This is a genomic window from Subtercola sp. Z020 (genome assembly GCF_002931235.1).
GTDB lineage: Bacteria > Actinomycetota > Actinomycetes > Actinomycetales > Microbacteriaceae > Subtercola.
Genome location: NZ_PSTT01000074.1, coordinates 1 through 19,940, shown reverse-complemented (window position 1 = coordinate 19,940; position 19,940 = coordinate 1). Strand labels below are relative to the sequence as shown.

The following is a 19,940-nucleotide window of genomic DNA, read 5'->3' as shown; positions in this document are numbered from 1 at the left end:
CTGCGAATTCGAGACGGCCCGCCAAACGGATTGGTGCTGTTCTGTTGAAGCGAGCCCTGGAACTAGTTGGCGGCGCTGGTGTTGACGGCGCCGTTGACGCCGGAGGGGAAGAACCCGCCCTTGGTGACGGCTTTGTTGTTGAGGTAGACGACGTTGAGTACCTGGCCGGGTGAGCGGCTGAAGGCAATACCGTTCGCGTCGGTGGGTACGAGGTTCAAGGCGCCACCAGCGGCCTTGTCGGTGATGCCCTGGTCGTCGTCGGTGGGTCCGTCGAGGCTGTCGCGGGCGTCGGAGATCGCGTTGGCGGCATCGGCGAGACCCTTGGCGTACAGGGTCGTGCGGATGATACCGGCGTGGTACGCCTCGACCGCGAGGATGCCTGCGGCGGCTTCCAGGTACGTCTTGTTCGTGATGAGGGGGGAGGCGCCCTTGTAGGCGGTGACTCCGACGTCTTCGAAGATGTACGAGGCGAGGAGGAAGTTCTCGTCGCTGCCGAACGCGTCGAAGGTCTGGCCGGGCTTGATCAGTCCGGCGGCGGTTGCTGCTGCGGTGAACGCGGCGTCGAGGTTGATCGCGGGGCGGGCGACGGCGGACTTGCCGAGCGCTGCCCGGAGGAACCGCACGTGGTTCTTCTCGTCCTGAGCGATCTCACGGGCGTACTGGCGGATGTTGTAGTCCTTGAACTGCACCTGGCGGCCGCCGGTGACAGCGCCGGCGGTGCCGGTTCCGGAGATGTCGTTGGGGACCAGACCGGTACCGGTCGAGGCGCGGAGGTAGAACTCGGCTTCGAGGTATTCGAGGTTCAGGGCGAAGTTCAGCACGGCAGCGTCTGTTGCTGCAGCGTTGGGGTCTTCGGCGGCCTGTGCGCCGACGGTCGGGATCAGCACTGATGCCCCGACGCCGAGCCCGGCGAGTCCGAAGCCCTTCAGCAGAAGTCGGCGGTCCAGCTCGGACTGCGAACTGCGGTCAATCGCGTTCGCAATGAATTTCTTCTCAAACAATTGGTCATCCTTCGTTTGGTAAAAGTGATGCAGTAGCCCCTCGGGGCCAGTATGTCATCGGATTGGAAATTTCTGAGAAATTTCTCTTTACAAACGATGGGTGGGCATTCATCTGGAAGCTGTGTATGGTTCACCTGTGCTCGGTCGCAGTCCGTCACGCTGAACGTGGTACTCCACTCACTCTCGCAAAGGACTCGACATGCTCGGAAATCTTCAGGGATGGCACATGATTGTCATCCTCGCCATCGTGCTTCTGCTCTTCGGAGCACCGAAGCTCCCCGGTCTCGCACGCAGCGTCGGTCAGTCGATGCGCATCTTCAAGAGCGAAGTGAAGACATTGCAGAGCGATGAATCGGCTTCTGATTCATCTGCTGCTCCCGGCGCCGCGTCTCCCGCTGCTGCAGCCCACGCACCCGCCGGGGCCAGTGTTCCCGCCGATGTTCCGGCGTCAGAGACCACTCCGACCCGCTGATCACACCATGACCTCGGTCAAGGAGAAGGCTCGTAACAGCGAGGGTCGAATGACTCTCGGTTCGCATCTCCGGGAGTTCCGCCGCAGGTTGTTCCGGGCGGCTCTGGGAATAGTGATCGGTGCGGTCGTGGGGTGGATCGTCTCCGACCCGGTTCTCACTGCTCTACGTCAACCTGTGAGCGACATTGTCGACTCCCAGGGCCGTACGGCGTCGCTGAACTTCACGGATGTGTCGAGTGCGTTCGACCTTCGACTACAGATCGCCTTCACCGTGGGAATAGTGATCTCCTCACCCGTTTGGCTCTATCAGCTCTGGGCGTTCCTGGTACCCGGGCTGACGCGAAAAGAGAAGCAGTACGCCATCGGGTTCGTGCTCACGGCCGTTCCGCTCTTCCTCGCAGGTGCGACGGCGGGCTGGTATGTGCTTCCGCATATGGTCGGTTTGCTGACGGGGTTTGCCCCGTCAGGCTCGACGTCGATCATCGACGCGCGCCCCTATTACGACTTCGTGCTCAAACTCGTCGTCGCGATTGGTGTTGCGTTCGTTCTCCCGGTTCTGCTTGTCCTGTTGAACTTTGCAGGCGTCATCTCGGGCAGGGCCATCTTGAAGAGCTGGCGCATTGCGATTCTGGTCATCGTGCTCTTCACGGCGATTGCAACTCCGGCTGCCGATGTCGCATCGATGTTCCTTCTCGCGATCCCTATGATCGTTCTGTTCTACACGGCGGCTCTCATCGCGACACTCCATGATCGTCGGGCAGCGAAACGGGTCGAGGCTCAGGAAGCTGAGCTCTCGTCGATCGGACTCTGACCGCGGCTCTCGGTTGCGCGTCAGGGGCGGCGGGCAGCCCAGGCGGCGGCACCGAGGAGGGGGGCGTCGTCGAGCAGGGGCGACGCCGCGAGGGTGAGGGAGGCGGCCAGCTCGGGCCGGGCGCCCTCGATGCCGTCGCGGAAGGGCGGCTCCAGCAGATCCCACGAGCGCGACATGGATCCGCCGACCACGAGCACGGTGGCCTCGAACGCGGCGAGCCACGGGGCGAGGGCGGCCCCGAGCTCGAAGAGAGCGTGATCGAGCACCTGGGCGGCGGCAGCCTCGCCGGCCCGCGCGCGCTCTGCGATCTGCTTGACGGTGACGGGCGCAGCGCCCGTGCCGGGGTCGGAGGGCAGCGCGGCCCGCTCGTAGGCGGCGAGGATCGCGCGGGTCGACGCCGTGTCTTCGAGGGGTGCGCCGTCGATCTGCAGGAGGTGCACGGTTCCGTTGGTGGGCACGTCCTCCCGGTGAGCGACAGGGATTCCGTGGTCGAGGAACGTCGAGCCGACGCCCGTGCCGAGGGTGATGACGACCGCGCGGTCGTGGCCGGCGGCTGCTCCGAACATCCACTCGCCGATGCCGTATGCCGCAGCATCGTGCAGAAAACGCACGGCTGGCGGCGGCGCGTCGAGGCGTTCGGCGAGGGCGGCTCGCAGGTCGAGGCCCGAGAGGTTCTCGAACTTCGCGACGTTCTCGAAGGTGCCGATTCCGCGCTCGAAGTCGAAGGGGTCGGGCATCGCGAAGGCCCAGCCGGGGAAGACAGTGGATGCCGCCTCCGACGTCTCGCCGCCGGCCTCCGCCGCACCGGCCGCAGCGCCGTCGGCCTCCGCCACGGCACCGAGGCACGCCTGCGTCCACGCGCCGAGGATCTCGTCGGCCGAGCCGTGCGGGTCGGTGTCGGCGCCGACGGAGCTGAGCACACGGGCGGTGAGCGACGCGGAGCCCGCGGCATCCGGCCCGCCGACCAGTTCGACGACGGCCGCCGTGATGTGGCTGCCCCCGATGTCGGCGACGTTCACACGCTGGCGGTGAGGGAGTTCGGTCACGGGTGGCCTGGCTTTCGGGTCGACACTGGAACAGGGAGACTCTATCGCGCCCCTTCTCTCCTGACTGGTGCGCACTGGCAGGAATCAGACGCAGGTTGTCTCTTCTGCCATTCTGCACGGCGGTGCGCCAGGCCACGATGGAGTCATGACCTCACCTCAGCCGGCGCCCACCGTCGGGCTCGCCCAGGGCTCGGCCCTCTACATCGCCGCCGTGCTCGGAACGGGCATCCTGGTGCTGCCCGCCCTCGCCGCCCAGGTCGCCGGGCCGGCCTCGCTGCTGGCCGTCGGCGCCCTGATCGTGCTGTCGGTTCCCCTCGCGGGCACTTTCGCTGCGCTCGCGGCGCGCCACCCCGATGCGGGCGGCGTCGCGACGTTCGTGCGGCTCGCGCTCGGCCAGACGGCGGCGCGCATGACCGGCTACTGGTTCTTCTTCGGCGTCTCGTTCGGCGCTCCCGTGGTCGCGATGCTCGGCGCCGAGTACGTCGTCGCGGTGCTGGGTGCGCCCGGCTGGGTCGCGTTCGTCGTCGCGCCGGTGCTGCTCGCGCCGAGCTTCGCGCTGAACGCCTTCGGGCTGAAGCTGTCGGGTCGCGTGCAGCTCGTGCTCTCCGCGCTCCTGGTGGTCGTGGTGGTCGGCGTGGTCGCTCTCGCTGCGCCGTCGGGCCAGGCGGCGAACTTCGAGCCGTTCCTGCCGCACGGCTGGGCCGGAGTCGGCACGGCGATCAGCCTGTTCGTCTGGGCGTTCGCGGGGTGGGAGGCCGTCACGCACATCGCCGGCGAGTTCGTGAACCCGAGACGCACCATCCCGCTCGCCACGGCCGTCGCGATCGTGGTGGTCGGAGCCGCCTACCTCGCCCTGCAGTGGATCACGGTCGCCGTGCTGGGCGAGCGTGCCGGATCCGGGCCGATGAGCGCCGTGCCGCTGCTCTCGCTCGTCGAGGCGGCCGGCTGGTCGGGGGCCCGGTATGCCGTCGCCGCCATCGCCGCGGTGGTGGCGCTCGGGGTCCTGAACGCCTACGTCGGTGCCTTCGCGAAGCTGGGCGCCTCGCTCGGGCGCGACGGCGACCTGCCGCGCTGGTTCGGCCGCGGCGCCGAATCCGGCGGGCTGCCGCGCCGCGCGCTGCTGCTGGTGGGCGGGCTGGTTGGGGCCGACTTCACGCTCATGGTGATCTCGGGCGGCCAGCTCACCCCGTTCATCCTCGTGCACACGAGTTGCATGGTCGCGGTCGCGGCGATGCGGTTGCTCGAGCGGTTCTCGGTGGGCTGGTGGATGTCGCTGGTGTCGGCCGTGCTCGTCGCCGGGTTGCTCGTGCTCGCTGGGGGCACCCTCGTTCCGCCGGCGCTGCTCGCCGTGGCCGCTCTCGTTGTTACCGTAGTCAGGCGGCGACGCCGCGAAAGTCACCGTCGGCAGGGCGACCTGCAGAAGAAGAGGAAGGCCCTCGCATGAGCCGCCGTTTCATCGACCTCAGCCACACGATCACCGAAGGGCTCGTCACCTACCCCGGTCTGCCGGCACCCACGTTCACGCCGCACCTGACGCGGGAGGACTCGCGGGGGAAGTACGCGCCCGGCACGGAGTTCGCGATGGACATCATCACCATGATCGGCAACACGGGCACCTACCTCGACAGCCCGTTCCACCGGTACGCCGACGGCGGCGATCTGTCGACGCTGGAGCTCGAGACGCTGGCCGAGCTTCCCGCGGTGGTCTTCTCCTTCCCCGCGATCGCCGGCGACAGTGCAGACGGACCCTCGCCCGAAGACCAGTCGGAGCCGGCATTCGACGGTCGCGGCATCACCGCCGACGCCTTCGGCACCGAAGACCTGCGCGGCACGGCCGTGCTGCTCGCGACCGGCTGGGACACGCTGTTCGGCACCCCCTCCTATGCCAGCGGTGCACCGTTCCTCACCGAGGACGGCGCGCGCCTGCTCATCGAACGGGAGGTCGCGCTGGTCGGAATCGACTCGCTGAACATCGATGACACCGAGTCGGGTGGCGAACGACCGGCGCACACGCTGTTGCTCGATGCGGGCATCCACGTCGTCGAGCACCTCACGAACCTCGGTTCGCTGCCGTTCCGGGGTGCGCGCTTCACGGCGGTGCCGCCGAAGGTCGCCGGGTTCGGCACCTTCCCGGTGCGGGCGTTCGCCACGGTCGACGGGCCGGCCTGACCGAGGCCTGTGGCCGGGCCGGCCGGTGTCAGTGGTCTCCCGTAGCCTGAGGGAGTGAGCACAGAGTCGGCAACGGGTCAGGATGCCCGGCCGAGCGACTCGGCTGCGGGCATCCTGAACCGTGCCTACCGATGGGTGACCGTCGGGATGCTCGCGATGATCCTGCTCGCCGCCTTCGAAGCGCTCGCGGTGACCACGGTCATGCCGACGATCAGCCGCGAGCTCGACGGCGAGTCGCTCTATGCCCTCGCGTTCTCCGGACCGCTCGCGGTCGGCGTCGTGGGCATGGTGGTCGCCGGCAACTGGTCAGACCGGGCCGGGCCGAAGCGCGCCCTGTTCGCGGCGGTCTTCTCCTTCGCGGGTGGTCTGCTCGTCGCGGGGCTGGCCACCAGCATGCCGATGCTCGTCGCCGGTCGCCTCGTCTCGGGTCTGGGCGGCGGCGGGCTGACCGTCGCCCTCTATGTGCTCGTGGCGCGGGTCTACCCACTCGCGCTCCACCCCAAGATCTTCGCGGCGTTCGCTGCGGCCTGGGTGATTCCGTCGCTGGTCGGGCCGCTGGTCGCGGGCGCCGTGGCGCAGACCGTCGGCTGGCGCTGGGTGTTCCTCGGGGTCGTCGTGCTCGTGCTGCTCGCGATGTTCATGGTCGTGCCGGTGATGCGCGGTTTCCCGACGGCGCAGAACGGTGTGCCGTGGAAGGCTGCGCCCATCCTGTGGTCGATCGTCGCCGCCGTGGCGGTGCTCGGTGCCAGCCTCGTGGGGCAGCTGAGCGGTGTCGCCGTGTGGCTGGTGTCGGGCGCTGCGATCGTGGTGACGGTCTGGGCGCTCCGCCCGCTGCTACCCCGCGGCTCGCTCACGCTGGCGCGCGGGCTCCCCTCCGTCATCGTGCTGCGCGGGCTGATGTCGGCGGCCTACTTCTCCTCAGACACCTACCTGCCCTACCTCTTCACCAGCCAGTACGACTTCTCGCCGACGATGGCGGGCCTGTCGCTCTCGGTGTCGGGGGTGTCGTGGGCGGCTGCGTCGTGGGCGATGACCCGGTTCGCCGCAGGCTGGAGCGACACCGCGAGCCTGAGGCTCGGCGTCGGGCTGGTGCTGGTGGCCGTTCTGTCGGCTCTCGGATGCTCGATCCTCGGCCTGCCTGCCGCGGTCGTCATCGTGGGGTGGGTGTTCGCGGGTGCCGGCATGGGGGTGGTCTATCCGCGACTGTCCGTGGCGACACTGCGGTTGTCGACGCCGTCGAACCAGGGATTCAACTCTTCGGCCCTCGCCATCTCCGATTCCACGGTCGCGGCTCTGGCTCTGGCGCTGACGGCGGGTGTCTTCGCGACGTTCGGCGACGCGAGCGTGCTCGGCTTCACCGGGTGCTTCGTGCTGTCGGGCATCCTGGGCTTGGCGGCCCTCGTCGTGACCCGACGGGTGCGGCCTGCGACCACCACGGGTGCGTGACGCGACACGCCCGACTGTCTCGGTGTCGGCGGTCGAAGTTATCCTCAGGCCAGACCTCGGAGTTATGCACAGATCGGCTCGCCAGAGCCGGTTTTCCGCGGAATTACCTGTGCACTCGGGGTGTTTAACGACTGTGGAAACTCACCGCGACCTGTGGATAATTACAGCCGTGTAACTACTTCATCTAGGGGTCTGTTCTCACGAAGACAACTAGATGTAGTGTTGTACTCCCGACCAAGACTTTGAAGAGAAAGGCGCTCACCATGGCAATCACGGTCTACACGAAGCCCTCCTGCGTCCAGTGCACCGCAACCTACCGCGCCCTCGAGAACAAGGGTCTCGAGTACGAGATCTTCGACGTCTCCGTCGACGAGAAGGCGCTCGCCGCCGTCAAGGAGCTGGGCTACCTGCAGGCTCCCGTCGTCATCACCGACGACGACCACTGGAGCGGTTTCCGCCCCGACAAGATCGCCGAGCTCGCCGCCCGCGTGGCCTGATCTGACTTCTTCTTCATGACAGACCTCGTCTACTTCTCGAGCGTCTCAGGCAACACCCACCGGTTCGTCGAGAAGCTCGGCAAACCGGCCCATCGCATCCCGCTCTACGCGACCGAAGCTCCGCTGAAGGTCGACGAGCCGTACGTTCTCGTGTTGCCCACCTATGGGGGCGGGGTGACCGGGGGAGCAGTACCCAAGCAGGTCATCAGGTTTCTGAACGACCCGCACAACCGTTCGCTGATCAAGGGCGTCATCGCCGCAGGGAACACGAACTTCGGTGAGGCCTACTGCCTCGCCGGTGACATCGTCGCGCAGAAGTGCAACGTCGACACGCTCTATCGATTCGAAGTCTTCGGTACGCCCGACGACGTCGAGGCCGTATCAACAGGATTGGAAGCATTTTGGAAAGCACACTGATTGAGTCGCCGGCGGCGGTGTCGGCGCTCGACTACCACTCGCTGAACGCGATGCTGAACCTCTATGACGCCGACGGCAACATCCAGTTCGACAAAGACAAAGAGGCGGCGAAGCAGTACTTCCTGCAGCACGTCAACCAGAACACGGTCTTCTTCCACAACCTGCGTGAGCGCCTCGACTACCTGGTCGAGAAGGAGTACTACGAGGCCGCGCTCATCGAGCGCTACTCGTTCGAGTTCATCCAGAAGCTGAACGACCTCGCCTACTCGAAGAAGTTCCGGTTCGAGACGTTCCTCGGGGCGTTCAAGTACTACACCTCGTACACGCTCAAGACCTTCGACGGCAAGCGCTACCTCGAGCGCTTCGAAGACCGCGTCGTGATGACGGCCCTCGGCCTCGCCGACGGCGACGAAGCCCTGGCGATCAACCTCGTCGAGGAGATCATCGGCGGCCGCTTCCAGCCGGCCACTCCGACGTTCCTGAACACCGGCAAGGCGCAGCGCGGCGAGCTCGTCTCCTGCTTCCTGCTGCGCATCGAAGACAACATGGAGTCGATCTCGCGGGCGATCAACTCGTCGCTGCAGCTCTCGAAGCGCGGCGGCGGCGTTGCGCTGCTGCTGTCGAACATCCGCGAGGCCGGTGCGCCCATCAAGCAGATCGAGAACCAGTCGTCGGGCATCATCCCCGTGATGAAGCTGCTCGAAGACTCCTTCAGCTACGCCAACCAGCTCGGTGCCCGCCAGGGCGCGGGCGCGGTGTACCTCTCGGCGCACCACCCCGACATCCTGCGCTTCCTCGACACGAAGCGTGAGAACGCCGACGAGAAGATCCGCATCAAGACGCTCTCCCTCGGCGTCGTCGTGCCCGACATCACGTTCGAGCTCGCCAAGAACGACGAAGACATGTACCTCTTCTCGCCGTACGACGTCGAGAAGGTCTACGGTGTGCCGTTCGGCGACATCAGCGTCTCGGAGAAGTACCGCGAGATGGTCGACGACCCGCGCATCCACAAGTCGAAGATCAAGGCGCGCGAGTTCTTCCAGACGCTGGCCGAGATCCAGTTCGAATCCGGCTACCCGTACATCATGTACGAAGACACCGTGAACAAGGCGAACCCGATCAAGGGCCGCATCAACATGTCGAACCTCTGCTCGGAGATCCTGCAGGTCAACACGCCGACGACCTACAACGAAGACCTGTCGTACGACGAGATCGGCAAGGACATCTCCTGCAACCTGGGTTCGCTGAACATCGCGCTCACCATGGACTCGCCCGACTTCGGCCTGACCGTCGAGACCGCGATCCGCGGCCTCACCTCGGTGTCGAACCAGAGCCACATCACCTCGGTGCGCTCGATCGAGGCCGGCAACGACCGCTCGCACGCCATCGGCCTCGGCCAGATGAACCTGCACGGCTACCTCGCTCGTGAGCGGGTGTTCTACGGCTCTGAAGAGGGCATCGACTTCACGAACATCTACTTCTACACGGTGCTGTTCCACGCGCTGAGGGCTTCCAACCGCATCGCCATCGAGCGTGGCGAGGTGTTCGACGGGTTCGCCGACTCGACCTACGCGTCGGGTACTTTCTTCGACAAGTACACCTCCTCGTCATGGACCCCGTCGACCGTGAAGGTCGCGTCACTGTTCGACAATGCGTCGATCCACATTCCGACGCAGGCCGACTGGGAGGCGCTTCGGGCTTCGGTCATGGAGCACGGCATCTACAACCAGAACCTGCAGGCGGTGCCGCCGACCGGCTCGATCTCGTACATCAACAACTCCACGGCATCCATCCACCCGATCGCCTCGAAGATCGAGATCCGCAAGGAAGGCAAGATCGGTCGCGTCTACTACCCCGCGCCGTTCCTGACGAACGACAACCTGGAGTACTACCAGGACGCGTACGAGATCGGTGCCGAGAAGGTCATCGACACCTACGCCGCCGCGACCCAGCACGTCGACCAGGGTCTCTCGCTGACGCTGTTCTTCCGCGACACCGCAACGACCCGCGACATCAACAAGGCGCAGATCTACGCGTGGCGCAAGGGCATCAAGACCATCTACTACATCCGCCTGCGCCAGATGGCGCTGGAGGGCACCGAGGTAGAGGGCTGTGTCAGCTGCACTTTGTAAGGTTCGAGCATCCGCTTGCCTTTCGTTTGTAATCAGTAGAAAAGAAGACCGTGCCTGAAATGCTGAAGCTCGCTCGTCACGTGCAAGCGATCAACTGGAACAAGATCCAGGATGAGAAAGACGTCGAGGTGTGGAACCGTCTCGTCAACAACTTCTGGTTGCCCGAGAAGGTTCCGCTCTCGAACGACGTGCAGTCGTGGAACACCCTGACCCCGGCCGAGCAGCAGCTCACGATGCGCGTGTTCACGGGCCTGACGCTGCTCGACACCATCCAGGGCACGGTCGGCGCGGTCTCGCTGATCCCCGACGCGGTCACTCCTCACGAAGAGGCCGTCTACACGAACATCGCGTTCATGGAGTCGGTGCACGCCAAGTCGTACTCGTCGATCTTCTCGACGCTGTCGAACACCAAAGACATCGACGAGGCGTTCCGCTGGTCGACCGAGAACCCGAACCTGCAGAAGAAGGCAGACATCGTTCTCGACGACTATCACGGCAATGACCCGCTCAAACGAAAGGTCGCCTCGACCCTGCTCGAGTCGTTCCTCTTCTACTCGGGCTTCTACCTGCCGATGTACTGGTCGTCCCGCGCCAAGCTCACGAACACGGCCGACCTGATCCGCCTCATCATCCGCGACGAGGCCGTGCACGGGTACTACATCGGCTACAAGTTCCAGAAGGGGCTGGAGAAGGTCGACCAGGCCAAGCGCGACGAGATCAAGGACTACACATTCTCGCTCGTCTACGACCTCTACGAGAACGAGACGCAGTACACGCAAGACCTCTACGACGAAGTCGGGCTGACCGAAGACGTCAAGAAGTTCCTGCACTACAACGCCAACAAGGCGCTGATGAACCTCGGCTACGAGCCCATGTTCCCGAAGAGCGTGACCGACGTGAACCCGGCGATCCTGTCGGCCCTCTCGCCGAACGCCGACGAGAACCACGACTTCTTCAGCGGATCGGGTTCGTCGTACGTCATCGGCAAGGCCGTGAACACGGAAGACGAAGACTGGGATTTCTGAGCGACGCGTGTTCCGCTGCAGTCGAGTGATGACGTCTCGCACCTGAGGAGCGGGATGGCGGCGGCGGGGGTGCGGCAAGATGGAGGCATGAGCCCGAAGTTGCAGGTCGTCGTCGCCCCCGACTCGTTCAAAGGCAGCGCCACCGCCTCTGAGGTCGCCTCCGCCATCGGTGGCGGGTGGAGCGAAGCTCGCCCGGGCGACACCGTCGTTCTCCGGCCGATGGCCGACGGCGGCGAGGGCACCATCGACGCCTTCGCCCTCGCCATTCCCGGCTCGAAGCGCATGCCGATCACCGTGACCGGCCCTGTCGGTGAACCTGTGCAGGCCGAGTGGCTGCTGGTTCCGGGCGAGCACAGCGTCGGCACTACCGGCATCGTCGAGCTGGCGAACACCAGCGGCCTCACCCTGATGCCCGAACTCCGGCCGATGGATGCCCAGACCACCGGCTTCGGGCAGGCCATCGCCGCCGCCCTCGACCACGGCGTCGAACGCCTGTTGCTCGCGATCGGGGGCAGTGCGTCCACCGACGGCGGAGTCGGCGCCCTCCGTGCGCTCGGTGGCCGCTTTCTCGACGCAGACGGTCGGCCCATCGCCGACGGCGGCGCCGGGCTCGCCCAGCTGGTGAGCGTCGACTTCAGCGCCCTCCGCCCGCTGCCGGAGGGCGGTGCCGAGATCGTCACCGATGTCACCAACCCGCTTCTGGCCGCGAATGGCGCCGCCGCAGTCTTCGGTCCGCAGAAGGGCGCCGACATGCACCAGGTCGCGGAGCTCGATCGGGGGCTCGCGAGCCTGGTGCGCGTCGTCGGCGCGGCCGCGCATCGCAGCGAGCGATCCGATGGCACACTGCTGGCCGACCCCGAGGCGCCCGGTGCGGGAGCGGCCGGGGGAACGGGGTTCGGCCTGGCGCTCTGGGGCGCGATCATCCGGAGCGGTGCAGAGACGGTCGCCGACGCGGTGGGGCTCGACCGCGACATCGCCGAAGCCGACGTCGTCATCACGGGGGAAGGCCGGTTCGATGCGCAGTCCGCCGCCGGCAAGGTGCCCTCGTTCGTGCTGGCCCTGGCCCGGAAGCACGAGACGTTCCCGCTGCTGGTGGCGGGCAATATCGGCGCCGACCCCGAGGATTTTGCGGCGTCGGTGTCGCTCAGCGACCTGGCGGGCAGCTCGCATGCGGCCATCGAGAACGCGCTGGCGTTCCTGTGGGCGGCGGGCAGGGCGCTGGCCAACGGTGGCGCCGAGCCGCCTGAGGGTTGAGCGGCAGGCGCCGGCAGATGGACGAATGGATGCCGGTGCTCGCCGTTCGGGCGGTCACGGGTTGCGACGCGGAGAGGTGGGGGCAATGACGGCAGAGGTTCTGATCACGGCGGAGGAGCTTGCCGAGCTGTTGGGCGTCGCGGGCTCGGCGGATGCGGATGCGGATGCAGGCGCGAACGCCGACGCCGATGCAGGTGCTGACGCTGATGCTGGTGCTGGTGCTGGTGCTGGTGCTGGTGCTGGTGCTGGTGCGGTCGAGGTCGCGGACCGGCCGCGGGTGCGGGTGCTCGACGTGCGGTGGAAGCTCGGCGGCCCCCACGGGCATCCCCTGTTCCTCGAAGGCCACATTCCCACAGCGCGTTTCGTCGACCTCGACACGCAGCTCGCGCGGCACGGCGAACCTTCTGAGGGGCGGCATCCGGTGCCCGCCATCGCCGACCTGCAGGCGGCGGCCCGCAGCTGGGGCCTCGACGACGGCGACACGGTCGTGGTCTACGACGACCTGGGCAACCTGTCGTCGGCCCGTGCCTGGTGGCTGTTGAAGAGCGCGGGTATTGCGGATGTCAGGTTGCTCGACGGAGCACTGAACGCGTGGAAGGCTGCGGGCCTCGCTCTCGAGACAGGCGAACCCGAGGGCAACCCTGTTGGCTCGGTCACGCTGGCCTACGGATCGCTCCCGTGGCTCGACATCGACGAGGCGGCCGCGCTGGGGGAGAGCGGTGTGCTGCTCGACGCGCGTGCGCCGGAGCGGTTCCGCGGCGAGGTCGAGCCGATCGACCCGCGTGCCGGTCACATTCCGGGCGCCCGAAACGCGCCCGCGACCGGCAATCTGGATGCAGACGGCCGCTTCCTCAGCCCCGCCGAGCTACGGGCTCGTTTCGAGGCGGCGGGTGCGGTTCGGGATGCTCCGGTCGGCGTCTACTGCGGCTCGGGTGTGACGGCCGCTGCCGATGCGGTGGCCCTGACGATCGCGGGGTTCGAGCCGCGGGTGTTCCCCGGCTCGTGGTCGGCGTGGTCGAACACCGACCGCCCGCTGGCGACGGGGGAGTAGCCGAAACTTCCCGCTGCCGGCATCCGTCGCTCTGCGCCGTGGCTCACGTTAGCCCCAGGAGGGTGAGGGCCGTCGCCGCTGGCCGACGCCGCGGTGACTGAGCCCACGGCGCCGGCGGGCGCTCCCGGTCAGGAGCGTGGCACCTGCCCGAGAGCCTGGGCTCGGCGGTACTGCTCCGCGATCCCGGGAACCGTGGCGACCTCGAGCTCGGCCACGAACGAGAGCGGCCAGGTGGGGCGGGTTCCGCTCAAGGTCCACGCGGCCTGGCGCGCGGCGCCGTCGGCCACATACTCACCTGGAGTCGGAACTGAGACCGGTACGTCGAACACCTGCGCGGCGACCGCCTGCACAGCGGCGTTCTGCGCCGCCCCGCCGACGAGCAGCACGCGCCGGGTATCGACGCCGAGTGCACGGATCGCACCCACACCGTCGGCCAGCCCGAGGAGCATGCCCTCGATCGCCGACCGGGCCAGGTTCTCGCGGGTGGTCGAGGCGATGGTGAGCCCGGCCAGCGTCGCCGTGGCCTCGGGCAGGTTCGGCGTACGCTCGCCCTCGAAGTAGGGCACGAGCACCGCGCCCCCCGAGCCGGGCGCTGCCGCCAGCGCAAGCCGCGCGAACTCGTCGTAGTCGACGCCGAGCAGTGCGCTGACCGAGGCCAGGATGCGGGCCGCGTTCAGTGTCACGACGATCGGCAGGTACCCGCCCGCCGCGTCGGCGAAGCCCGCCACCGTGCCCGTCAGGTCGGATACCGGATGATCGGTCACTGCGAAGGCGGTGCCCGACGTTCCGATGCTGATGACGACGTCTCCGGCTGTCGCGTCGAGACCGAGTGCGGCGCCGGCGTTGTCGCCCATGCCCGCACCGACGAGGATGCCGGCCGGGATGACCCCGGCCGCGTCGGCACCTTCCGGGCGGTTTGAGCTGTCGTACGTCTCATCGCCGCCGTGGGCGACGGTGACCCCGACGACGTGGCCGGTCTGCACCACCCGCGGAAGGATGACCGGCTCGATGCCGTTGCCGACGTCGCTGTCGTTGCCGGCGGCGCCGGGCGCGGCCGGCTCGCTGGTCGTCGAACCATCGCTCACCGGTTCGCCGTCGAAGCCCGTGTCGCCCGCGTCGACGTCGGCGAGCAGTTCACCCACGAAGTCGGCCTCGAGTTCGGCTTCGATTTCGGCCTCGGCGACACCGAGGGCCTCCACGCCCGGCCGGCCGAGGGCCAGCTCGAAGAGGTCGAGGTCATAGGCCTCTGCCGCCGGACTCCAGTAGGAGGTACCGCTCGCATCCGACCGATCGGTGGCCAGAGCATCCAGAACCGGACCGAGGGGACTCTCCTCGGCGGGGCCGTACCCCAGCAGTCGCCAGGTCAGCCAGTCGTGCGGAAGCGCCACCGCGGCCACGCGGGCAGCGTTCTCGGGCTCGGCGTCGCGCAGCCAGCGGAGTTTGGTCGCCGTGAACGACGCGACCGGCAGTGACCCGACCCGGGAGGCGAAGCCCTCGGCTCCCACCTCCCGGAGCAGGTCTGCAGCCGCCTCGGCACTCCGCGTGTCGTTCCAGAGCAGCGCGTCACGGATGACTCGCCCCTCGGAATCGAGCACGACCATGCCGTGCTGCTGGCCGCCGATCGAGATCGCGGAGACGTCGTCGAGCCCACCGGCATCGCGGATGGCCGACTGCAGCGCACTCCACCACGCTGCGGGGTCGACCGACGTGCCGTCGGGATGCGTGGCGCGGCCCGAGCGCACCAGGGCACCCGTCTCCGCGTCTCGGATGACGATCTTGCAACTCTGGGTCGAGGAGTCGACCCCGGCGACCAGCGTCATCGTCAGCGCGCGCCGGTCAGGTGCTCCAGCGCGAGCTGGTTGAGCCGCACGAAGCCGAAGCCCTTGCCGTCGAAGTAGACGCTCGGGTCGAAGTCTTCGTAGGCACTGCGGTCGGCGAGCAGGTCGTCGTAGCTCTCGCCCTCGTTGAGCGTGGGCTGCGAGAGCTCGGGCACGCGGGATGCGGCCAGCGCCTCCTGCACCTCGGGGTCGGCACGGAACGACGCCGCGCGCTCCTTCAGCAGGAGGTAGGTGCGCATGTTGGCCGCAGCCGAGTCCCAGACGCCGGTGATGTCTTCGGTGCGCGACGGCTTGTAGTCGAAGTGACGCGGACCGTCGTAGACCGGGCCGCCCTCGGGCGAGCCGTTCTCGAGCAGGTCGACGAGCGCGAAGGCGTTGTAGAGGTCGCCGTGGCCGAACACGAGGTCCTGGTCGTACTTGATGCCGCGCTGGCCGTTCAGGTCGATGTGGAAGAGCTTGCCCTGGTACAGCGCCTGCGCGATGCCGGCGGCGAAGTTGAGTCCGGCCATCTGCTCGTGCCCGACCTCGGGGTTCACACCGACGAGTTCAGGGCGCTCGAGCGTCTGGATGAAGGCCATGGCGTGACCTACGGTGGGCAGCAGGATGTCGCCGCGGGGCTCGTTGGGCTTCGGCTCGATCGCGAACCGGATGTCGTAGCCCTTGTCGGTCACGTAGTCGCCGAGGAGGTTGACCGCTTCGCGGTAGCGCTCGAGTGCCGAACGGATGTCTTTCGCGGCGTCGTACTCGGCGCCCTCGCGCCCGCCCCACATGACGAAGGTCTTGGCGCCGAGCTCGGCGGCGAGGTCGATGTTGCGGATCACCTTGCGGAGCGCGAACCGGCGCACGGCCCGGTCGTTCGAGGTGAAGCCACCGTCTTTGAAGACCGGCGCGCTGAACAGGTTGGTGGTGACCATCGGGATCTCGAGGCCGGTGCTCGAGAGAGCGCCCTTCAGGCGGTCGATCTGGGTCTGGCGCTCGGAGTCGGTCGAGCCGAAGTCGAAGAGGTCGTCGTCGTGGAAGGTCAGCCCGTAGGCGCCGAGCTCACTGAGGCGCTCGACGGCCTCGACCACGTCGAGCTGCGAGCGGGTGGGGCCACCGAAGGGGTCGGAGCCGTTGTACCCGATCGTCCAGAGTCCGAAAGAGAATTTGTCAGCGCGGGTGGGCGTCAGAGACATGCGAGTGTGCTCCAGTCAGCATCGTTGGTGAGAAACCGAAATAGTTACCACGCCCAACATATTCCGATAGTCTGCATCTGTCAAAGGGCAGAAACGAGGTGGTGGCATGGTTCTGGAGAACGTTCCGCGGCGCCTCTCGGCGGGCGTCGGCAACAGCAATGACCAGACGCGCCGCCACAATCTCTCGACGATCCTGACGCTGCTGCACCACAACGGCGCCCAGACCCGCGCCCAGCTGACGGGCCTGACGGTGCTCAACCGGTCCACGATCGGAGCGTTGGTCGCCGAGCTCTCCGACCGGGGCCTGGCCTACGAGACCGAGCCGTTCGACTCCGGTCGCGTCGGTCGGCCGAGTCCTGTCGTGCACGCCAACGAAGACGTCGTCGCGATCACCGTGAATCCCGATGTCGACGCGATAACGATCGGGGTCGTCGGCCTCGGCGGCGCGCTGCACCGGCTCGAGCGGCACGAACTCAGCGCGGTGCCGACGGTCGCCGACGCGGTCGCGCTGGTCGGCTCGGTCGTCGGCGCCTTCCGCACCGAACTCGGCGCCTCCGTTCGCATCGTCGGTGTCGGCATCGCCGTACCGGGGCTCGTGAACTCGCGGGAGGGTGTCGTGGCGCTCGCCCCGCACCTCGGCTGGCACGACGAACCCCTCGTCGAGCCCTTCGCCGATGCGCTCGGCCTGCCGGTGCGTGTCGGCAACGACGCGGCCCTCGCGACCATCGCCGAGAGCCTGTTCGGGGCCGGCCGTGGCGTCACCGACCTGGTCTACCTCAACGGCAGCGCGAGCGGCATCGGTGGGGGCGTGCTCTCGGGCGGAGTGATGCTGCGCGGCACCCAGGGGTATGCCGCCGAACTCGGTCACACGCTCGTGAACAGCTCCGGCATCCAGTGCCACTGCGGTAAACGCGGCTGCCTCGAGACGGAGGTCAATCTCGGGCGACTGCTCGCGGTCGTCGGGCGCGAGACGTCGGGGCCCGACGAGATCGACGCGCTGATCGCCGGGGTTCCGGATGCCCGCAGGGAGATCGAGCGGCAGCTCGACGTTCTGGCGCTGGCCATCGGCACCTTCGTCAGCATCTTCAACCCCGAATCGATCGTTCTCGGGGGGTTTCTCGGGTCGCTCTTCGAGGCAGACCCCGACCGGTTGCGGGCGGCGGTCGACGCGCTCTCGTTCACGGGGCTGTCGCATCCCGTGCGGCTGGAACGGGCGCAACTCCGCTCGCGGCTGCTCACGACGGGGGCCGCAGAGCTGGTGTTCGCCGATCTGCTCGCCGATCCCGCGGGCACGGTGTTCTGAGCGGCCGGCGCGCGGAGCGGTAGTCTCTGCCCATGAAGATTCTGTTGGTTGGTGCAGGGGGCGTCGGAGACTCGATCGCGAAGATCGCCGCCAGGCGCACATTCTTCGACACGATCGTCGTGACGGACTACGACCTCACGCGCGCGGAGTCGACTGTGTCGTGGATCCAGGCGAAGCACGGGCCGGAGATCGCCCGAAAGTTCATCGCCGACCGCATCGACGCCTCCGACCCCGCCAACGTCGAGGAGGTCGCGCGTCGCCACGGTTCCACCCACGTGATGAACGCCGTCGAACCGCGCTTCGTGCAGTCGATCTTCGCCGGGGCGCTCGCGGCCGGAGCCAACTACCTCGACATGGCGATGAGCCTGTCGGAGCCGCATCCCGCCGATCCCTACGCGGAGACCGGCATCAAGCTCGGCGACGACCAGTTCGCTCAGGCCGCCGACTGGGAGAAGGCGGGCACCCTCGCGCTCGTCGGCATGGGGGTGGAGCCCGGCCTCAGCGACGTGTTCGCCCGCTACGCCGCCGACCACCTGTTCAGTGAGATCGACGAGCTCGGCACCCGCGACGGCGCGAACCTGGTCGTGCGGGATGACTCGGGAGCCGAGATCTTCGCGCCCTCGTTCAGTATCTGGACCACGATCGAGGAGTGCCTCAATCCGCCTGTGATCTGGGAGAAGGATCGCGGCTGGTACACGACGCCGCCGTTCAGCGAGCCGGAGGTCTTCGACTTCCCCGACGGCATCGGGCCTGTCGAATGCGTCAACGTCGAGCACGAAGAGGTGCTGCTGATGCCGCGCTGGGTCGACGCGAAACGTGTCACCTTCAAGTACGGCCTCGGCAACGAGTTCATCTCGATCCTGAAGACCCTGCACCAGCTCGGCCTCGACAAGACAGCGCCGCTGACCGTGCGCTCGGCTGCCGGCCCCGTTCAGGTCGCGCCGCGCGACGTCGTCGCGGCGGGGCTGCCCGATCCGGCGACGCTGGGGCCCCGGATGACCGGCAAGACCTGCGCCGGGCTGTGGGTGACGGGCACGGGCATCGACGGTGCGCCGCGCGAGGTGTACCTCTACCACGTGGCCGACAACGAGTGGACGATGGCGGAGTACGAGTCGCAGTGCGTGGTGTGGCAGACGGCGCTGAACCCCGTCATCGCGCTGGAGCTGCTGGCGCTCGGCGTGTGGGGCGGGGTCGGGGTGCTGGGGCCGGAGGCGTTCGATGCGCTGCCGTTCCTCGAGTTGATGGCGCTGCCGGTCGCCGAGGGCGGGTACGGGCAGGCCTGGGGGCTGGAGGACCGCGCTATTTGAGGTTTGCTCGAGCATCGGCTACTGTGACGGGAACTCATCTTCTCGGCACGGCCGAGTCGTCTCGAAAGCTGGCCCCATGTCTCTGCGTACCCCCTCCGGTCTCTCGCGCTCCCGCCTCTCGCGCTCCCGCCTCTCCCGCTTGGCGCGACTGGTCGTCGCCGCTGCTGTCGTGGTCGGCGGTGCCGCCCTCGGAGCGGGCGCGGCAGCGCCCGCGATGGCGGCACCCTTCTCGTTCGCGCTGTCAGGTGGACAACCCGACTTCGGCTTCGTGAAGGCAGGCTCGCCGGTGACCCGCACCTTCACTCTCCTCAACGACGGCGACAACGCGATCGCCATCGACCCGGCACCGCTGTTCACGCTGAATGCACCCTTTACGGCTGGCGCGGTCAGCTTCACAACGACGACGGTAATTCCCAAGAACGGAAGGGTGACCTTTGATGTCACCTATTCCGAGCCTGTTCCCGGGTTGGTCGGGAACCAGACGGTGACGCTCGTCGCGACGGATCAACTCGATCTCGAGAAGAAGAGCCTGGCCATCAACTTCAAGGCTGTTTCGACCGCCACCGATCCGGCCCATTTCACCGCGACGACCGACAGTGGCGCGACCGCCGACTTCGGTTCGGTCACTGTGGGCCAGACCGCGAAACGAGTCGTCACCCTGACCGTGGATGGCGTCGTTCCCGTTCGATTCTCCAACGGCACGATCGCACTCGTGGACGGAGCCAACCAGCCACTGGCAGGCGTGAGTCTCACCTCATCCTCGTTCGGTGACGCCGGTGCGCTGACCAATCCCGGATCGACGGCCACCTTCGAGCTCACCTACGCACCGACGGCTGCCGGGTCGCTGGCGGGCAGGGCTGTTGTCAGCGGACTTCCCGTGACCGGTGGGGCTGAATCGAGCAACCTCGTCGTTGCCGTGCCACTCGTGGGTGCCGCCGTGGCCGTGGGCCCGACGACACCGCCCGCGACAACGGCACCGCCGACGACGCCCCCGGG

At 67.4% G+C, this 19,940-nt stretch carries 18 protein-coding genes; 14 read left to right on the top strand and 4 right to left on the bottom strand.

The genetic code is table 11. From position 1 onward, the window contains the following. Positions 1 to 62: 62 nt before the first annotated feature. Positions 63 to 1,001 (bottom strand): ferritin-like domain-containing protein, encoded by a 939-nt coding sequence (locus tag C5B96_RS10065; protein ID WP_104245238.1) that lies wholly within the window; start codon positions 999 to 1,001, stop codon positions 63 to 65. Positions 1,002 to 1,200: 199 nt separating this feature from the next. Between C5B96_RS10065 and tatA the strand changes: the two genes are divergently transcribed. After that, positions 1,201 to 1,473: a Sec-independent protein translocase subunit TatA gene (tatA, locus tag C5B96_RS10060; protein ID WP_104245237.1), complete on the top strand. Its 273-nt coding sequence runs from the start codon at positions 1,201 to 1,203 to the stop codon at positions 1,471 to 1,473. A gap of 49 nt (positions 1,474 to 1,522) precedes the next feature. Beyond that, positions 1,523 to 2,284, top strand: coding sequence for a twin-arginine translocase subunit TatC (gene tatC, locus C5B96_RS10055; RefSeq protein WP_104245236.1), 762 nt, complete (start codon positions 1,523 to 1,525; stop codon positions 2,282 to 2,284). Between the two features lie 20 nt (positions 2,285 to 2,304). On the opposite strand, the gene C5B96_RS10050 is transcribed toward tatC, so the two are convergent. Further along, positions 2,305 to 3,330, bottom strand: a complete 1,026-nt coding sequence (locus tag C5B96_RS10050; protein ID WP_233189113.1) for an ROK family protein — start codon at positions 3,328 to 3,330, stop codon at positions 2,305 to 2,307. Between the two features lie 145 nt (positions 3,331 to 3,475). On the opposite strand from C5B96_RS10050, the gene C5B96_RS10045 reads away from it, so the two are divergent. The 9 genes from C5B96_RS10045 (at position 3,476) to C5B96_RS10005 (ending at position 13,321) form a co-directional block, all read left to right on the top strand. Then, positions 3,476 to 4,774: an APC family permease gene (locus tag C5B96_RS10045; RefSeq protein ID WP_104245235.1), complete on the top strand. Its 1,299-nt coding sequence runs from the start codon at positions 3,476 to 3,478 to the stop codon at positions 4,772 to 4,774. Beyond that, the gene (locus C5B96_RS10040) at positions 4,771 to 5,499 is read left to right on the top strand and encodes a cyclase family protein (RefSeq protein ID WP_104245234.1); all 729 of its coding nucleotides are present in this window, start codon (positions 4,771 to 4,773) and stop codon (positions 5,497 to 5,499) included. The genes C5B96_RS10045 and C5B96_RS10040 overlap by 4 nt, the downstream gene beginning before the upstream one ends. A 54-nt stretch (positions 5,500 to 5,553) precedes the next feature. Then, the gene (locus C5B96_RS10035) at positions 5,554 to 6,945 is read left to right on the top strand and encodes an MFS transporter (RefSeq protein ID WP_233189112.1); all 1,392 of its coding nucleotides are present in this window, start codon (positions 5,554 to 5,556) and stop codon (positions 6,943 to 6,945) included. Positions 6,946 to 7,208: 263 nt separating this feature from the next. Further along, positions 7,209 to 7,442: a glutaredoxin-like protein NrdH gene (gene nrdH, locus C5B96_RS10030; protein WP_104245233.1), complete on the top strand. Its 234-nt coding sequence runs from the start codon at positions 7,209 to 7,211 to the stop codon at positions 7,440 to 7,442. A gap of 15 nt (positions 7,443 to 7,457) precedes the next feature. Further along, positions 7,458 to 7,859, top strand: coding sequence for a class Ib ribonucleoside-diphosphate reductase assembly flavoprotein NrdI (gene nrdI / locus C5B96_RS10025; protein ID WP_104245232.1), 402 nt, complete (start codon positions 7,458 to 7,460; stop codon positions 7,857 to 7,859). Continuing rightward, complete coding sequence (gene nrdE, locus C5B96_RS10020; protein WP_255414725.1) at positions 7,844 to 9,991, top strand: class 1b ribonucleoside-diphosphate reductase subunit alpha; 2,148 nt, start codon at positions 7,844 to 7,846, stop codon at positions 9,989 to 9,991. The genes nrdI and nrdE overlap by 16 nt, the downstream gene beginning before the upstream one ends. A gap of 50 nt (positions 9,992 to 10,041) precedes the next feature. Continuing rightward, a complete protein-coding gene (gene nrdF / locus C5B96_RS10015; protein WP_104245230.1) occupies positions 10,042 to 11,016 on the top strand; it encodes a class 1b ribonucleoside-diphosphate reductase subunit beta in 975 nt (324 codons plus the stop codon). An 87-nt stretch (positions 11,017 to 11,103) separates the two neighbouring features. Then, complete coding sequence (locus tag C5B96_RS10010; protein ID WP_104245229.1) at positions 11,104 to 12,270, top strand: glycerate kinase; 1,167 nt, start codon at positions 11,104 to 11,106, stop codon at positions 12,268 to 12,270. An 85-nt stretch (positions 12,271 to 12,355) separates the two neighbouring features. Beyond that, positions 12,356 to 13,321, top strand: coding sequence for a sulfurtransferase (locus C5B96_RS10005; RefSeq protein WP_104245228.1), 966 nt, complete (start codon positions 12,356 to 12,358; stop codon positions 13,319 to 13,321). 128 nt (positions 13,322 to 13,449) lie between these two features. On the opposite strand, the gene C5B96_RS10000 is transcribed toward C5B96_RS10005, so the two are convergent. Both C5B96_RS10000 and xylA read right to left on the bottom strand, forming a co-directional pair. Continuing rightward, entirely contained in the window at positions 13,450 to 15,141 is a 1,692-nt protein-coding gene (locus tag C5B96_RS10000; protein ID WP_104245227.1) for a xylulokinase, read from the bottom strand. A 2-nt stretch (positions 15,142 to 15,143) separates the two neighbouring features. Continuing rightward, positions 15,144 to 16,334, bottom strand: coding sequence for a xylose isomerase (gene xylA / locus C5B96_RS09995; RefSeq protein ID WP_104245226.1), 1,191 nt, complete (start codon positions 16,332 to 16,334; stop codon positions 15,144 to 15,146). A 106-nt stretch (positions 16,335 to 16,440) separates the two neighbouring features. Here xylA and C5B96_RS09990 point away from each other — a divergent pair, with 106 nt between their 5' ends. The 3 genes from C5B96_RS09990 to C5B96_RS09980 all read left to right on the top strand — a co-directional run. Then, positions 16,441 to 17,637, top strand: coding sequence for an ROK family protein (locus C5B96_RS09990; RefSeq protein ID WP_104245225.1), 1,197 nt, complete (start codon positions 16,441 to 16,443; stop codon positions 17,635 to 17,637). Between the two features lie 32 nt (positions 17,638 to 17,669). Beyond that, a complete protein-coding gene (locus C5B96_RS09985; protein ID WP_104245224.1) occupies positions 17,670 to 18,944 on the top strand; it encodes a saccharopine dehydrogenase family protein in 1,275 nt (424 codons plus the stop codon). Positions 18,945 to 19,158: 214 nt separating this feature from the next. Then, the coding region (locus C5B96_RS09980) for a choice-of-anchor D domain-containing protein (RefSeq protein ID WP_158507161.1) at positions 19,159 to 19,940 on the top strand (782 nt) is incomplete at its 3' end.

What these genes read in the sequence shown, in the direction of transcription:
- C5B96_RS09985 (WP_104245224.1), top strand. Translation starts at nt 17,670, where the DNA reads ATGAAGATTCTGTTGGTTGGTGCAGGGGGCGTCGGAGACTCGATCGCG.
- C5B96_RS10010 (WP_104245229.1), top strand. Translation starts at nt 11,104, where the DNA reads ATGAGCCCGAAGTTGCAGGTCGTCGTCGCCCCCGACTCGTTCAAAGGC.
- C5B96_RS10045 (WP_104245235.1), top strand. Translation starts at nt 3,476, where the DNA reads ATGACCTCACCTCAGCCGGCGCCCACCGTCGGGCTCGCCCAGGGCTCG.
- C5B96_RS10040 (WP_104245234.1), top strand. Translation starts at nt 4,771, where the DNA reads ATGAGCCGCCGTTTCATCGACCTCAGCCACACGATCACCGAAGGGCTC.
- tatA (WP_104245237.1), top strand. Translation starts at nt 1,201, where the DNA reads ATGCTCGGAAATCTTCAGGGATGGCACATGATTGTCATCCTCGCCATC.
- xylA (WP_104245226.1), bottom strand. Translation starts at nt 16,334, where the DNA reads ATGTCTCTGACGCCCACCCGCGCTGACAAATTCTCTTTCGGACTCTGG.
- tatC (WP_104245236.1), top strand. Translation starts at nt 1,523, where the DNA reads ATGACTCTCGGTTCGCATCTCCGGGAGTTCCGCCGCAGGTTGTTCCGG.
- nrdH (WP_104245233.1), top strand. Translation starts at nt 7,209, where the DNA reads ATGGCAATCACGGTCTACACGAAGCCCTCCTGCGTCCAGTGCACCGCA.
- C5B96_RS10005 (WP_104245228.1), top strand. Translation starts at nt 12,356, where the DNA reads ATGACGGCAGAGGTTCTGATCACGGCGGAGGAGCTTGCCGAGCTGTTG.
- C5B96_RS10000 (WP_104245227.1), bottom strand. Translation starts at nt 15,141, where the DNA reads ATGACGCTGGTCGCCGGGGTCGACTCCTCGACCCAGAGTTGCAAGATC.
- nrdI (WP_104245232.1), top strand. Translation starts at nt 7,458, where the DNA reads ATGACAGACCTCGTCTACTTCTCGAGCGTCTCAGGCAACACCCACCGG.
- C5B96_RS09990 (WP_104245225.1), top strand. Translation starts at nt 16,441, where the DNA reads ATGGTTCTGGAGAACGTTCCGCGGCGCCTCTCGGCGGGCGTCGGCAAC.